12 protein-coding genes and 1 tRNA gene are annotated in these 14,474 nt (G+C 56.3%); 7 read left to right on the forward strand and 6 right to left on the reverse strand.

Going from position 1 to position 14,474, the window contains the following annotated elements; translation table 11 throughout:
• Positions 1-108 precede the first annotated feature (108 nt).
• Positions 109-732 (reverse strand): RdgB/HAM1 family non-canonical purine NTP pyrophosphatase, encoded by a 624-nt coding sequence (gene rdgB, locus QP381_RS04455; RefSeq protein ID WP_219585702.1) that lies wholly within the window; start codon positions 730-732, stop codon positions 109-111.
• On the reverse strand, positions 732-1,499 hold the full coding sequence (gene rph / locus QP381_RS04460; protein WP_285067974.1) for a ribonuclease PH: 768 nt from the start codon (positions 1,497-1,499) through the stop codon (positions 732-734). Before rph ends, rdgB begins: the two co-directional genes overlap by 1 nt.
• Before the next feature lie 55 nt (positions 1,500-1,554).
• Here rph and nudC point away from each other — a divergent pair, with 55 nt between their 5' ends.
• Positions 1,555-2,562, forward strand: a complete 1,008-nt coding sequence (gene nudC / locus QP381_RS04465; RefSeq protein WP_179370263.1) for an NAD(+) diphosphatase — start codon at positions 1,555-1,557, stop codon at positions 2,560-2,562.
• 40 nt (positions 2,563-2,602) lie between these two features.
• Entirely contained in the window at positions 2,603-4,639 is a 2,037-nt protein-coding gene (locus QP381_RS04470; RefSeq protein WP_285067975.1) for an ATP-dependent DNA helicase UvrD2, read from the forward strand.
• Between the two features lie 15 nt (positions 4,640-4,654).
• Here QP381_RS04470 and QP381_RS04475 read toward each other — a convergent pair whose 3' ends face one another.
• Both QP381_RS04475 and QP381_RS04480 read right to left on the reverse strand, forming a co-directional pair.
• On the reverse strand, positions 4,655-5,563 hold the full coding sequence (locus tag QP381_RS04475) for a hypothetical protein (protein WP_285067977.1): 909 nt from the start codon (positions 5,561-5,563) through the stop codon (positions 4,655-4,657).
• Positions 5,564-5,703: 140 nt separating this feature from the next.
• On the reverse strand, positions 5,704-7,236 hold the full coding sequence (locus QP381_RS04480) for a zinc-dependent metalloprotease (protein WP_285067978.1): 1,533 nt from the start codon (positions 7,234-7,236) through the stop codon (positions 5,704-5,706).
• 132 nt (positions 7,237-7,368) lie between these two features.
• Here QP381_RS04480 and QP381_RS04485 point away from each other — a divergent pair, with 132 nt between their 5' ends.
• Complete coding sequence (locus QP381_RS04485; protein WP_285067979.1) at positions 7,369-8,580, forward strand: YlbL family protein; 1,212 nt, start codon at positions 7,369-7,371, stop codon at positions 8,578-8,580.
• A 16-nt stretch (positions 8,581-8,596) separates the two neighbouring features.
• On the opposite strand, the gene QP381_RS04490 is transcribed toward QP381_RS04485, so the two are convergent.
• A complete protein-coding gene (locus QP381_RS04490) occupies positions 8,597-9,163 on the reverse strand; it encodes a PPA1309 family protein (protein ID WP_006681835.1) in 567 nt (188 codons plus the stop codon).
• A gap of 194 nt (positions 9,164-9,357) precedes the next feature.
• Between QP381_RS04490 and QP381_RS04495 the strand changes: the two genes are divergently transcribed.
• The 4 genes from QP381_RS04495 to QP381_RS04510 all read left to right on the forward strand — a co-directional run bounded on the left by QP381_RS04495 (position 9,358) and on the right by QP381_RS04510 (position 13,732).
• Positions 9,358-12,405, forward strand: a complete 3,048-nt coding sequence (locus QP381_RS04495) for a UPF0182 family membrane protein (protein WP_442953400.1) — start codon at positions 9,358-9,360, stop codon at positions 12,403-12,405.
• A gap of 121 nt (positions 12,406-12,526) precedes the next feature.
• Positions 12,527-12,603: transfer RNA gene (locus QP381_RS04500), tRNA-Met, on the forward strand.
• Positions 12,604-12,749: 146 nt separating this feature from the next.
• On the forward strand, positions 12,750-12,920 hold the full coding sequence (locus QP381_RS04505) for a hypothetical protein (protein WP_285067980.1): 171 nt from the start codon (positions 12,750-12,752) through the stop codon (positions 12,918-12,920).
• Complete coding sequence (locus QP381_RS04510; protein WP_006681826.1) at positions 12,917-13,732, forward strand: sulfite exporter TauE/SafE family protein; 816 nt, start codon at positions 12,917-12,919, stop codon at positions 13,730-13,732. The genes QP381_RS04505 and QP381_RS04510 overlap by 4 nt, the downstream gene beginning before the upstream one ends.
• Positions 13,733-13,862: 130 nt before the next feature.
• Here the strand turns inward: QP381_RS04510 and QP381_RS04515 are convergent, their stop codons facing one another.
• A complete protein-coding gene (locus QP381_RS04515; protein WP_050998834.1) occupies positions 13,863-14,279 on the reverse strand; it encodes a rhodanese-like domain-containing protein in 417 nt (138 codons plus the stop codon).
• Positions 14,280-14,474: the final 195 nt, after the last annotated feature.

The raw sequence follows: 14,474 nt of genomic DNA on the forward strand, positions 1-14,474 counted from the left end.
AAACACCGCTCTCGCTAGCGTGACAACTTAATAGACAAGAGAGGCGATGCCACCGGTGGCATCGCCTCTCTTGTCATGCCTGCTTACTGAAACAAGGATGAATTGAGATCACTGGCTCTGTTGGAGCGCATCGACAACCGCGCCAGTGAGGGCGCGGAATGCAATGCCTCGATGGCTGATCGCATTCTTCTGCTGGGGCGTCATTTCCGCTGTCGTCACGTTAAAGCCATCGGCAACGAAGATCGGGTCATAGCCAAATCCGCCACTACCACGGCGCTCGCGAAGCAAAGTACCACGAACCTCTCCGCGCTGAACGAACTCGCGCCCGTCAGGCAGAACTAATACAGCAGCAGAGACGAATGCGGCACCTCGTAGCGCATCAGGCACATCGGCCAACTGAGCAAGGAGCAAATCGAGGTTTGCTGCATCGTCACCGTGGTGGCCACACCAGCGAGCAGAGAAAATGCCGGGCGCTCCACCCAGAATGTCAACGCACAAACCGGAATCGTCCGCGATCGCCGGCAACCCGGTCAACTTTACCAAAGAACGAGCTTTGATCAGAGAGTTTTCTTCGAAAGATGCACCATCTTCTACCGGTTCGGGCGCATCAAAGTCACTCATCTTGGCAATGATCCCGGCCTCGTACCCTGCGTATGCGGGGGCCAGAATTGCTTCCAACTCCGCGATTTTGTGGGCGTTGCCGGTGGCGAAAACCAGTTTGGGGGTCGTCATCAGAGGGTGACCGTCTCAAGTTCGCCAGCGGTCAAACAACGACGTTGCAGATCGGCCAGCTGCGCGTTGCCGATCGCTGCCAGGTCAAGCAGGTCGCCCAGTTCATCACGGTTGAAGGGCGCGTGCTCGGCAGTGCCCTGAACCTCGATGAAGTTGCCGTTGCCGGTCTGAACGATGTTCATGTCAGTTTCTGCACGGACGTCTTCAACGTAGGGGAGGTCGAGCATCGGGATGCTGTCGATAATGCCAACGGAGATCGCTGACACGGAGTCGGTCAGCACGGACGTGCCAGCCTTGGGTGTGATGAGACCTTTTTCGGTGCCCCAGCGGACAGCTTCAGCCAGCGCAACGTAGGCGCCGGTCACGGACGCGGTGCGAGTGCCACCGTCTGCACGCAGAACATCGCAGTCGAGGACAATCGTGTTTTCGCCCAGAGCTGTCACGTCAATGATTGCGCGCAGGCTTCGACCAATGAGGCGTGAGATTTCCTGCGTGCGTCCACCGACCTTGCCCTTGATGGATTCGCGCTGTGAGCGTTCAGCGGTTGCGCGTGGCAGCATCGAGTATTCGGCGGTGACCCAACCTTCTCCGCTCCCTTTACGCCAGCGCGGAACACCCTCTGTCAGCGAGGCGACGCAGAGGACGCGAGTATTTCCGAACTCGACAAGGACGGAGCCTTCACCGACGCCCGCCCAACCGCGGGTCATGGAAATGGGACGGAGCTGGTCGAATGAGCGCCCATCGGCGCGAGATACATCATGAGTCATGCCTCCAGCCTAGTTCACTTCGCGAAGCGAACCCCAGGAGGGTTAGCGTTGAGGTATGACACTTCACCTTCCCCTTGTCCGGCTAACTCCTCGCGCCCTGGTTTCCGTGCGTGAGAATGTCAGCCCACGCGCGCTCCTTGAACGCGGCGTAAAGGCTTTGGGTGCAGGGGTGAGTGAAGAGGATCGCGCAGGGCTGTCGTCCGTCCGCGCAGTTGTAGTAAAGCCAAATGGCGCGATCGGCGTTATTCCAGTTCGTGATGCCTGTGCAGAGATTGAGTTGGCAACGATTTCCACCCCGGTCGCCCTCTCTCTGATCGACGAGGCCGCCCCCGCCTATTTCGTTGGTGCCACTGATGATGGGGCGGGGCAGATTGTGCTCTGCCTTGACAATGACGCTGAGCTTCCGGGCGTGCAGTGGGTTCACCTGCGATGGGGCGGGCATATGTTGAGTGCTTCGGATTCTGGGGTTGCGATAGTGGGTGTGTCTCTTGCTACTTGGCATGCCTCCTACCGTTTCTGCGCTCGTTGTGGGAAGCCTGTTCGCTCGATTCTGAGTGGCTGGGCGACGGAGTGTTCCGGGTGTGGGCACGTGGAATATCCGCGACAGGACCCGGCAGTTATCGTGCGCATCCACGATGATGAGGATCGTGTGTTGCTTGCGCACAATACGGCGTGGCGCACCACAATGTGTTCTCTGATCGCCGGCTTTGTCGAGGCCGGAGAATCGCCTGAACATGCAGTTATTCGCGAAGTTAAAGAAGAAGTTGGTCTGGATGTGGCCAGCGTTGAATATCAGGCGACGCAACCGTGGCCGTTCCCTCGTTCGCAGATGATTGGGTACACCGCGCGAGTAGCTGTTGGAACACCGGTTGTGCCGATTCCCGATGGGGAAGAGATCGAATGGGCGAGGTTCTTTAGCCGGAGTGAATTGCGCGATGCTCTTCACAGCGGTGAAGTGAGTGCGCCGGGCCCAACATCCATTGCGTATGCCCTGCTTGTGGATTGGTACGGAAGCGACTTGCCTGAGAGCCCAAGCTCGCTTGACCCGCTTCGGCGCCCATGATGCACATTGGTTTCTCCATGGTCAGTGGGACAATCGTTCTATGAATTTGCCAGACCCGAATGCTCTTCTTGACGCGCTTGACCCGGATCAGCGCGCTGTTGCCCTGCAAGTGAAAGGGCCATTGGCTGTTCTTGCTGGCGCAGGGACAGGGAAAACGCGTGCGATCACCTATCGCATTGCGTACGGTGTGGCAACGGGTGCGTTCACGCCACATTCGGTTCTTGCAGTGACGTTCACGCGTCGCGCTGCTTTTGAAATGGGGCAAAGACTTACCCAGCTTGGCGTTCCCGGAGTTCCTGCTCGAACCTTCCATTCGGCTGCACTCAGTCAGCTGAAATTCTTCTGGCCAACAGCAATTGGTGGTCAGATTCCAGAGCTCATCCCCAGTAAATCATCGCTTGTTTATCCCGTGATGTCCCGCCTTGGAATAGCGCAGGGAAATGTTGAATTCCGCGATGTTGTTGCCGAAATTGAATGGGCGAAAGTGTCGATGGTTAACGCAGAGCGCTACGGCGAAGTAGTGCGCGACGGACACCCTGTTCCAGATGGCTTAAGCGCTGATGAGATGGCAACGATACTTCGCCTGTATGAGGACGCTAAGCGCGAACGTGGTGCGATCGATTTTGAAGACGTCCTTATTTTGATGGCCGCCATCATGCAGGATCGTCCTGACGTTGCTAGGCAAGTGCGTAACCAGTACCAGAACTTCGTGGTTGATGAATTCCAGGATGTGTCACGCCTGCAACAGTCGTTGTTGGATCTATGGATCGGTGATCGTCACGACGTGTGTGTCGTTGGCGATGTTGCCCAGACAATTTATTCATTTGCAGGTGCTCAATCATCATTTCTTGTCGATTTCCCAAAGAAATTCAAGGGCGCGCACGTCCTTGAACTGACCAGAGATTATCGGTCGACCCCTCAAATTGTTGATGTCGCTAACTCGGTCATGGTGGGGGCAGGAAAAACCAGTGGCGCTGTCATACTCAGCTCTCAACGACCTTCGGGTGCGCATGTTGAATTCGCAAGCTATTCGTCAGATAGGGAAGAAGCTGAAGCCATCGCGTCGAAGATTCAAGAGCTCATACATCGTGGAACACCTTCCCACGATATCGCTGTCCTCCTTCGTATCAACGCTCAATCCGAACTCTACGAAGAAGTGTTTTCAGCGCGTCAGATCCCGATTGCTCTTCAAGACGAGACCCCATTCTTTGATAGAGAATCAGTTCGCCGTGCAGTCAGCCATCTGATCGCGGTGTCGAAGTCTGGCCAGGATTCCCCTGGCTCTCTGCGCGACCACATAGAAGAACACTTGGGAGCCATCGGCTGGACGCCTCAAGCTCCCAATGGAGCAAATGCGCTTGAACGCTGGAATAACCTCAATACGTTGATCGCATTGGCTACTGATTCATCTGCTCCGGATCTTGCTGGGTTCATTGAAGAGCTCACGCACAAGCGCAAGGCAGCAGAAGAGCCAAATAAAGAGGGCGTGGAAGTCATGACTCTTCACTCGGCGAAGGGGCTGGAATGGTCAGCTGTTTTTATGCCGGGGCTCAGCGAAGGTCTGCTTCCTATTTCCTACGCTCAGACCCCCGAAGCAATCGAAGAAGAACGTCGCCTTCTCTACGTTGGTATCACTCGTGCGCGGGACATTCTTGAAGTGTCGTGGGCGCGAAGCCGGCGTGATGGGGATCGTTCGAAGCGTAAACGTAGTCGTCTGCTGAACAGCGTGTGGCCGCATAGCCCCTCGATAAAGACGAAGAAGCCCGCTCACGCTCACGCATCATCATCGAAGCAAGCGACACGCGAGTTCCAAGCAACAGCGTCGAAAGAGACCCTCGATCTTTTCGAAGCCCTCCGCTCGTGGCGAAGTGATGTTGCAAAGCTCGCTGGTAAGCCTCCCTATACGGTTTTTTCGGATGTCACGCTTCGTGAGCTTGCGACAAGGCGTCCGAAGAACCATCGTGAGCTTCTTGGGATTTCCGGCATCGGCGAGATCAAAGCAGATGCGTTCGGATCATCCGTTTTAGCGATCCTGGACGGCGAAACAGTTGAAGTGACTAAGGACGATCTTCTTTAATACGTTCTCTTCGTACTATCGATCGGAAGTACGCTCGCTTAGACTGTTCTCCTTACACCCGCAGTTCGCTTCAGGTACAGCTTGTCGTATTGAGAAGCCACCGTGAGCATCAATATGGTGAATGCTCGATGTCATCAGGTGATCATTCCCCATAAAAGTCTGGATAAACCTGGCAATCGACCAGGCTGCGCCATGGGTGGCAAGAGGGGTGGGAGCAACCAATGGCGTCCGCATCGCTGTCTTACGGTGATCAAGAAAATCAGGATCTCTAGCGTTTTCTTGGGAGAGTAAACATGCTCCACACGCACTGAGTCCTGGGATGACAAGAGGCCCGACGTCATAGCCGTCTTCCAGTTCAGTGACCAGAAGGTGGGGGATATCTTCTTTCACGAGCATCCAGGAGTCTTCGAACGCGGGAAACCGCTGAGAGGACACAATCGTTAAAGCCTCATTTTGACCATGAGTATGAGGTGCATAGCGGGGGAGTAAGTCATAGCGATTTGATAGTGACCGTTTCAGCGGCAACCCTAGAAAGCCTTCACCAATCACCCTGGCAATCCGGTCATCAACCCGACGTGGTTGCAGAGGAATGACCTCAAGATAGAAGTCATTTTTCACCAGATCCAAAACTCGCGCGGATAGGTCATCGAAGACGGTGAACGTCAACGCGAGGTGTTGGGGCAGAGTGACATCTTCTAAGAATCCAGCGTGTTGCAGGCGCATCCGAAGACGAATCGGCAAAGTGCTCGGCAAAGGATCATCTTGATCGGCATCCAAAGACACAGAATGATGACTGCACGCGATCAAGGCATTGATCTGACGATCATGCAGGCCACGAAGGACCATGTGGTGACCGTGATCTGTTCCAACCTGGACCGAATGATCCCCAACCCTCAACACCGTGACACCGGGCTTCAACTTCATCGCACACCTCTTCGTGAGAACTCGATGGCGATGAGTATGCCAGCCTTCAACCCGGCTCAGCGTTTATCCACAGGCCGAGCGTGCTCGCGCGAAAAAGTTATCCACAAGCATCAGCGCGGAGGTGACGAGGGGCTTCATCGTTAGGCCTGAGTATCCCCCGAAGAAGGATCAGAATCCTTGTCTTCAGAACCGTCAGCAGAATCATTGAACTGATCCTCGGCCTGATCGTCCGGAGCAAATCCTGCCCGCGCCAACGTTTCACTCTCGGGATCACTCTCCGGAGAAAGCCCTTCAGCCCACCCCATCGTGCCGTCCAACAGGGCATTGAGAGCAGCATCGATATCCGCGTCTTGTTCACGAGCCGCCTGGCGGATCGTCAAGAAGGTGTCGGGAGAATCAAGCTCTGCCTGCGTCGGCACCATGTCAGGATGTGACCAGAGGGCGTCGCGAGCTTCCCTCCCACCGTCGGCTGCGACAAGACTGAAGATCGATGCGGCGCCTCGTGCACGACGCGGACGCATCTGCAATCCGATCAACTGACCCAGCACCTGCTCGGCTGGGCCGCCGGTAGCGCGACGACGACGGATCATTTCGCGCAACTGATCGGCGTGAGGAAGATACGGGGCGGTCGCTTGAGCCGTCACAACTTCAACCCAGCCTTCGATCAGCGCAAGCATCGTTTCAAGACGCTCCAAACTACGCTTCTGCTCGGGCGAAATATTCATCGCAAACACGCCACCCGACAGGGCTTCCTCGATCGACTGCTGATCCGTCGGATCCAACGTGCGGGCAACATCAGAAAGAGCTTCCATGTCGATCTCGATATGAGTCGCGTAGTTTTCGACGGCTCGCATCAGATCGCCCTCAAGCCACGGAACTGAAGCAAAAAGACGACGATGAGCGCACTCGCGAACAGCAACGAACTGTAGAACCTCTTCGAAAGGAATATCCAGCCCGTCTGCGAAATCCTCAACGTTCGACACCACCAAACCAGTTGTCGGCTTCGTCAAGAGGGGAATACCCACGTCATTCGTGCCGAACGTTTCGCGCGCAAGCGCGGTCAGTGCCATTCCAAGCTGGGAAGAAAACATCATTGTCGCCAACTTCGGAGTCAGGCTCTTCATTTGGCTTGCCATAGAGGCAAAGCTCTCAGGAAGAAGCGAAGGATCGCCTGAGATCCCGCCCATCTGGTTTTCAATCACAGACGTGAGCGCACGAGAAACATTCAGCGCAATTGGTTCGCAGATTCGTTTCCACTGCTCAAGAGTGACCTCGGTCCACTCAATGCGACTCCACGCCGCGCGCTCGACCTGTCCGGGGGCAAAATCGGTGACAGTATCAAGCCACAAGTCAGCAACGCTCAACGCTTGACGTGCGCGCCCCGCCTGGGCTGCACTCACAGCTGGATCGCCCGCAGAGTAGATCTGTTGCCGTGCAGAATCATTCACGATTCGCCAATCAACGGGACCCGTGGACGTATTCATAAAGAACTGCATCTGCTTCAATGCGGCGTTCAAAGCGTTTGGATTCTGAACCTCCGGAGGCAACATTGAAGGATCGAACCCTTGTGCGTTCAACGCCCGCATTGCTTCTTCCGCTGCGTTGGCACCGAGCATATTGCGCAGAAAGTCTTCGAATGGATTGTCCTGGGGGAACGTTTCGTCCTCGTTCATACTGCGAGCCTACCCGCGCCACCTGTAGAATCGCGCGATGAACCATGGGCGTGCGCTGAAAGAGGAATTGGAAAACACTGAAATAGGCATCCCAGCGTGCCCTCGGGGCAAGCCATGGGTGACAATGATCCGGTGAGTATTGATGAACAGCAGGATCACAGCCTCCTAACCGGCGAGCTTGAAGACGCCACGGTGCGGTCAGAAAACACGGCCGACACCCCCAGCCAGCGGGTAAAGAAATGGATGCCGAGTCGTCCCACCATCGCCGCGATCGCCGGTGGCGTGATTCTAGGAGTCGCACTATTCGCTATACCAATGCCGTATGTGCTGGAATCGCCGGGACCGACGTTCAACGTCGTTGGGTCATATCGAGGCACCGACCTGATCACAATCTCCGGCACCGACCCTGATTCGGGACAGTCCGTCGCTGTTGAACCTTCGACGGAAAGTGAGGACGGTGTCGGACAGCTTCGGATGGTGACAGTGTCTCAACGAGGTGGGCCGAGCGCCCGTTTGAATCTTGCTGAGCTGATCATGGGCTACTTCGATTCAAAGTCCGTCCTTGTTCCCTACGACGAGGCATATCCCTCAGATGTCAGCCAAGAAGAGGTTGACCAAGCCCAATCAGCGATGATGTCGAATTCGCAGTCGACCGCGGAAGTTGCGGCTCTGGAATCGCTTGGCTGGGACGTGCCCGCATCAGTGCGTGTCGTCCAAGCGGTCAAAGGAACAAACGCAGAGGGTAGCGTTCAATCGGGTGACTTGCTTGTGTCACTCACTGACGCCCAAGGAGTCGTCCATCCGATTGATCGAGCCTCAACTGTTTTTGCGGTGGTCAAGACTATCCCCGCTGGCACAACACTGACATTGACCGTTGAACGCAACGGGGAACAGGTCGATATTCCGATCACGACGGTGGCCGCTCCCGAAGGGCAGCAAGGCTCCCGCCTAGGCGTTTACCTGTCTGTTGAAGCCACGTTTCCGCTTGATATTCAGTTCAATCTGAAAGACGTGGGCGGTCCCAGCGCAGGCATGATGTTTGCGCTTGGAATTATCGACCGCATGACCCCGGGTGCCCTCGCAGGAACTGAGAGCATTGCCGGAACAGGGACGGTGTCCTACGACGGTGAAGTGGGTGCGATCGGTGGCATCGTGCAGAAGATGTGGGGAGCCAAGCGCGACGGGGCTTCGTGGTTCCTTGCCCCCTCTTCGAACTGCGATGAAGTTGTCGGAAACGTCCCCGAAGGCCTCAGTGTCGTCTCTGTCTCGACCCTGTCAGAAGCCAGAAGTGCCGTAGAAACAATCGCGGCCGGCCAAGGGGATACCCTGCCGACCTGCGAGTGATGTTCGGAAATGGTCGTCAGTCGACGTCCGGTTCGAGTGATGCGAGAAGAGCATCGACGAGGTTCGGAATAAGGTTTGTTCCCTGACCAACCTTGTCGTCGGAGTCGAATGCTTTCGTGCGCAGAGCACACCAGGATTCGCCGGTGCGAAGCGCGCCAACAGCAAGACGAACATCCGCGCGTGACGGGTGGTTCGAAATGAACTGGATGGCTTCTTCGGGATCTTCGGGAGCCTGATCTTCAACCTCCGGGGGTACGACAAGACGCTCAACCGTAATCGCAGCACCAGCAACCTGCTCTGGCCAGCCAAGATGTCCGAGCACCTCTTCGAGGTCGTCTTCCCGAAGATCTTCCTGAATCACGGCAGACAGGTGTTCTTCGCTCCCATCCCACCCCTTGCGGATCTGCTGAGCAATATCCTCGGGCAAGTCCGGCTGGGCAAGAAGCTGGGACGTGTGGACAAGCGCATAGAGCGAGGGGGCATGATCCCAACCGATTCGTGCAGCGCTACGTTCAATGTCGACAACAACATTCGCAAGTGCAATCTGACGCGCGCTCGGCATCTGAGGTTCTTCGATAGTCATGGAATGTATGTTCTCACGTCAAACACGCAAAGGTGTCACCGAATTGTGAGTTCTGATGAATGCCAGTCAAGGCTAGCGTTCCAACAGGAGCCTCGTCGCGCACTCTCACGCGCACCGCGGGTAGGATGAGGGCACGATAATCAACGTAGAGGAGTGACGCTGTGAGCGCCTTTCCCATGCCCGAACCTCAGTCAATGAAGCCACAGAGGGGAGGGAACAACACTGACCGTCCGCGTTTGGGCCCAATGACTCTGACGCTGCTGATTCTGGTTGGAATTGGCGCGATCATCTATGCGGCCTCAGTCGTATGGACCGAGATCCTCTGGTTCCGCCAGATGCATTCAGTGCGTATCGTGCTGACCCAATGGATTGCTCACGCCGGCCTCTTCGTCATTGGTTTCCTTGTCGTGACCGGCCTGATTCTCTGGTCGCTCAACTATGCGTATAAGCATCGCGAAGCCTCCACGCGAGGTCAAGCGTCCGCAACTCTTCGCGAATACCAGAAGGCACTGGACCCGGTTCGTCGTATCGCGTTCTGGGTGGTCGCACTGTTCCTCGGTTTCACGAACGGTGCCAGCCTGGCGAATGATTGGCAGACGGTTCTGCAATTCGTGAATCAGACGCCCTTCGGGAAGACGGATCCTCAGTTTGGTTTCGATATCGCCTTCTTCGTCTTCACAATGCCGATGCTGAAACTAGTCGTCGGATTCCTGCTGAAAATCTCGATCCTCTGCTTGATTGCAGCATTCGTTGTCTCCTACGTGTACGGCACCGTTCGCCTGCTTCCGCGTCCTCACGCGTCAAAGCCCGCTCGTCTACAGACGGGAGTCTTCGCTGCACTGGTTTCTTTCTTCATTGGAGCGAACTATTGGCTCGGCCGCTATGACCTGCTTACTCAAGACGGCGCCAATATTGATGGCGCCCTCTACTCCGACATTCACGCAACGCTTCCAGCTCATTCGATCCTGGCCGTTATCTCGTTCCTGATAGCTCTGCTTTTCCTTGTCGCAGCGTTCAGGGGCTCCTGGCGTCTGCCCACGATCGGTGTCGCCGTGACCGTGATTTCTGGCGTCATCATTGGTGGCGCGTACCCCGCGCTCATCCAGCAGTTCCGCGTCACCCCGAACGAACGAGCCCTGGAATCTGAATACATTCAGCACAACATTGATGCCACCCTCGCAGCATACGGCCTCGATGATCTGGAATACACCAACTACGACGCCGCAACCAGCGCTCAGCCCGGACAGTTGCGCGAAGACTCTGAATCAACGTCGCAGATTCGTCTGCTTGACCCGCAGGTGATCACGAAGACCGTCCAGCAACTGCAACAGTCGCGTCCCTACTACGGTTTCGATTCGGGAATGTCCGTGGACCGTTACACGGTCGGTGATGAGCGTCGAGACACGGTCATCGCAGTGCGCGAAATGAACCTCGCCGGTTTGTCTGCGGAACAACAGACCTGGGTGAATACGCACACCGTATATACGCACGGCTACGGTGTTGTCGCCGCCTACGGTAATTCGCTGAACTCTGATGGCCTGCCCTCATACTGGGAGCAGTCGGTGCCCTCAGTCGGCGAAATGGGGGAGTATGAAGAACGCGTTTACTTCTCCCCGAACGCCCCCTATTACTCGATCGTCGGTGCTCCGGAGGGTAGCGATCCGCAAGAACTCGACTACCCGGATGACAACGTCCAAGGCGGTCAGGTTGCCACAACCTTCACTGGCGACGGTGGCCCAAGCGTCGGCAACGTTTGGAACAAGCTCCTCTACTCGATCAAGTTTGGTTCCACCGACATCTTCTTCTCGTCTCAGACCAACTCTGCTTCGCAGATCCTCTACAACCGTGATCCGTTGGACCGCGTCGCAAAGGTTGCCCCGTTCCTGACTTTGGAACAGGAAGCCTACCCGGCTGTCGTCGACATGGATGGGGATCCGTCAACCGAGAAGCGCCTGGTTTGGATCGTTGATGCCTACACGACAACAGACTCCTACCCCTACTCGCAACACCAGTCCCTGTCCAGCTCAACCGTTGACTCCCGATCCTCGCAGGTTGGCGAATATGTGCGCGCAGAGACGATTAACTACATGCGCAACTCAGTGAAGGCTGTCGTTGACGCATACGACGGGTCCGTTCACCTCTACCAGTGGGATCAGGAAGACCCGATCCTCTCGACGTGGATGAAGATCTACCCGGGTCGTGTTGAACCCCTGAGTGGAATCAGCGGTGACTTGATGAGTCACATGCGCTACCCGGAGGACATGTTTAAGGTCCAGCGTGAGCTTCTTACCAGCTACCACGTCACCAATGCATCCGACTTTTACGCCGGTGGTGACCGTTGGCGCCTCGCCGAAGAAACATCAACCGCAGTGTCCGCATCCTCGAACGCATCGCAGTCGGGCGGAGTTTCTTCCGGAGTGACGGCTCAGCCTGCCTATTACCTGACAATGCAGATGCCGACCCAGGAAACCGCGGAGTTCTCACTGACCTCCGTGTTTGTTCCCGGTGGTGAATCCAAACGTGAAGCAATGGCAGGCTTCCTCGCCGTCGACTCAGAGACAGGGAACGAGGCCGGAAAGATCCGCGATGGGTATGGAAAGCTCCGGTTGCTAGCCTTGCCGTCATCGACTACCGTGCCCGGCCCAGGCCAGGTGCAGAACGCATACGACTCGAATGAGACTATCGCGCGCCAGCTCAACTTGTTGAATCAAGCGGATTCGCAGGTTATTCGAGGCAATCTCTTGACTCTGCCCGTTGGTGGCGGTCTGCTTTACGTCCAGCCTGTCTACGTCCAGGGCACCGGCTCAGCGTCCTACCCGGTTCTGCGTTCAGTCCTGACTGCCTTCGGTAATCAGGTCGGTTTCGCGCCGACTCTAGAAGAATCCTTGGATCAGACCTTCGGCGGTGACTCGGCCGCGACAGTCGCGAACAACGCAGGTGGAGAAACCGCAGAAGGTGACGATACTTCAAACACCGTCACCCAAACTGCTCAACAGCGCTTGAATCAAGCACTGACCGACGCCTCAGCGGCCATGCAAGCCGGCCAAACAGCCTTGAGTAGCGGAGATTGGAGTGCGTACGGCGAATCCCAGAAGAAGCTCAATGACGCATTGGCGCGAGCCCTTGCCGCACAAGAAGAACTTGGACAGTCCACTGGCGTCACATCCGGCTCCACCGATACGCCACAATCCGGTTCGACCCTCGGCTCTCCGGGCGCTGACGCAACGCAGTCAAACGGCTGATCTTCCCCCGCGCACTCAGCCCTATCCTTGACGAAACCCGGGCGGTGAGCTTCTACGAGACGAAGCTCACCGCCCTCCGTTTGAAGCTCTGTCGCGAGCACGCTAGGGTAGTAACTACCGACGCGGGGTGGAGCAGTTCGGTAGCTCGCCGGGCTCATAACCCGGAGGTCGCAGGTTCAAATCCTGTCCCCGCTACCAAGTAAGGTCGGGACCTCAATCGAGGTTCCGACCTTTTTATATTCGGCCTTCAGTTTGTACATGGTTCCCTCTATCGTTAATCGTGGAATGGTCAGAGAGAAAACAACCGTGAACATCACCGCATACTTCACCCGCTCAACAGGCGGATGGAGCATTATTGTTCCATCGCCGACGGATACACAACCAAGGTCCAACGCCTCGCAGAAGCCGAACCCGCAGTCAGTGGCGCATGCGCTAACCACGGAATCGTCATCGATAATCTGACACTCATCTACGCTCACCCAAGCAACACAGCAAAGGACTGCGACGCCTTATGACTCAAACACTACAACCAGCGAAAGACCAACCAGCAGGACACTTCTCTCGCACACTCCTTGTCATCCTCACCGGGCTACTTGCCGGCTTCCTCGCCGGCCTCTTCGGCGTCGGCGGTGGACTCGTTATCGTTCCAGCACTCATGTCCGTCCTCGGGATGGATCAACGTCGTGCCTCAGCAACCTCATTGCTTGCCCTCATATTCACCGCGCTCACGGGCACAACCTCATACGCCCTCAGTAGCAACGTCTCCTGGAGCGCAGCAATCATCCTCATCGTCGGCGCACTTGTCGGTGCCCAAATCGGCGTCTGGCTCCTACGCAAACTACCAGACCGAATCCTCCCCTGGATCATCGTCGTCTTCGCACTCTTTGTGATTGTTTCTCAGCAAATCAACATCCCCGTACGCGACGCCGGACTCACCCTCGATATACCACGCGGAATAGGACTCATCTTCGTCGGCGTCCTCTCCGGAATCCTCGCCGGACTCGTCGGCATCGGTGGTGGATCAGTCCTTGTCCCTGGCATGGAACTTGTCGTCGGCCTCGGCGACCTCCTTGCCCGCGGAACCTCACTACTCGTCATGATCCCCACCGCCATCTCTGGAACCTGGACAAACGCAAAACACGGTATCGTCGACCTCAAAGCCGGTATCATCGTCGGCATCTCCGCAGCATTCAGTGCACCCGCAGGCACATTCGTCGCAGGCTGGATTTCACCCGAAACTGGCAACATTCTCTTCACGATCTTCCTGATCGTGGTCATGCTCAATACTCTGCGTAAAGCCGGAATCTTTAAACGACGCCAGAAATAGCTATCTTGTGCTCTCGGGAAGGCTCGGCTGTCCACAGCCTCGGCTCATTCTTTGTCGATTCTGATGCCCAACTGAACCATCTGAACCTCCCCGCGATTGCCTTTACGCATTGGTTGGGGGACGCGTTTGACTACTCGGTGACCAGCTCGATGCCCAGATTCTTGGACGCATCTTGAAAGCCACCAGCATTCATGACGTTCGTGAAGCCGGCTTCTTGCATCAGCTTCAGTGCCTGACCCGCACGGTTGCCGGAATGGCAGTGCAGAGTGTAGGTGCCGTTCTTATCAAGCTTCGTAATGTCATTGGCGAAAGCGTCGGAGTTGAAATCGATATTGGTCGCACCCTTGATGTGGCCGTCAGCGTATTCATCGGGAGTACGCACATCGATCACCATGCCGACCTCAGTTGCTTGAGAGGCACTGGCCGAAGACTGCGAAGTCGTTGAAGCTCCATCTGATTCGCTGGTCAAAGCTGAAGAACAACCAGCGAGTAGTGCACCAGTAAGTCCGACGCTCAAAACGGAAGCGAAACGGCGAGTGAACAACATGGAGCCTCTTCGATCACAACTCATCTTATGGCTGCGATATCGCCTCCTTGTGAGAGGAGAAAGTCCTGTTCACCTCCGCGCAGAGAATGGCAAGGGGCCGGTGGGATTCAAATCCCACCGGCCCCTTCGCGACCGTGGTTGCGGCCTCGTCAATCAGAAACGAGAACTACACCCACTGGCTGAACGTCGCTGGTG

This window comes from Pauljensenia sp. UMB6358 (assembly GCF_030216865.1).
Taxonomy (GTDB): Bacteria; Actinomycetota; Actinomycetes; order Actinomycetales; family Actinomycetaceae; genus Pauljensenia; species Pauljensenia turicensis_A.

Coding starts and splice junctions, on each gene's coding strand:
- QP381_RS04510 (WP_006681826.1), top strand. CDS start 12,917: ATGACTCAAACACTACAACCAGCGAAAGACCAACCAGCAGGACACTTC.
- QP381_RS04480 (WP_285067978.1), bottom strand. CDS start 7,236: ATGAACGAGGACGAAACGTTCCCCCAGGACAATCCATTCGAAGACTTT.
- QP381_RS04505 (WP_285067980.1), top strand. CDS start 12,750: ATGGAGCATTATTGTTCCATCGCCGACGGATACACAACCAAGGTCCAA.
- nudC (WP_179370263.1), top strand. CDS start 1,555: ATGACACTTCACCTTCCCCTTGTCCGGCTAACTCCTCGCGCCCTGGTT.
- QP381_RS04490 (WP_006681835.1), bottom strand. CDS start 9,163: ATGACTATCGAAGAACCTCAGATGCCGAGCGCGCGTCAGATTGCACTT.
- QP381_RS04495 (WP_442953400.1), top strand. CDS start 9,358: ATGAAGCCACAGAGGGGAGGGAACAACACTGACCGTCCGCGTTTGGGC.
- rph (WP_285067974.1), bottom strand. CDS start 1,499: ATGACTCATGATGTATCTCGCGCCGATGGGCGCTCATTCGACCAGCTC.
- QP381_RS04515 (WP_050998834.1), bottom strand. CDS start 14,279: ATGTTGTTCACTCGCCGTTTCGCTTCCGTTTTGAGCGTCGGACTTACT.
- QP381_RS04470 (WP_285067975.1), top strand. CDS start 2,603: ATGAATTTGCCAGACCCGAATGCTCTTCTTGACGCGCTTGACCCGGAT.
- rdgB (WP_219585702.1), bottom strand. CDS start 732: ATGACGACCCCCAAACTGGTTTTCGCCACCGGCAACGCCCACAAAATC.
- QP381_RS04475 (WP_285067977.1), bottom strand. CDS start 5,563: ATGAAGTTGAAGCCCGGTGTCACGGTGTTGAGGGTTGGGGATCATTCG.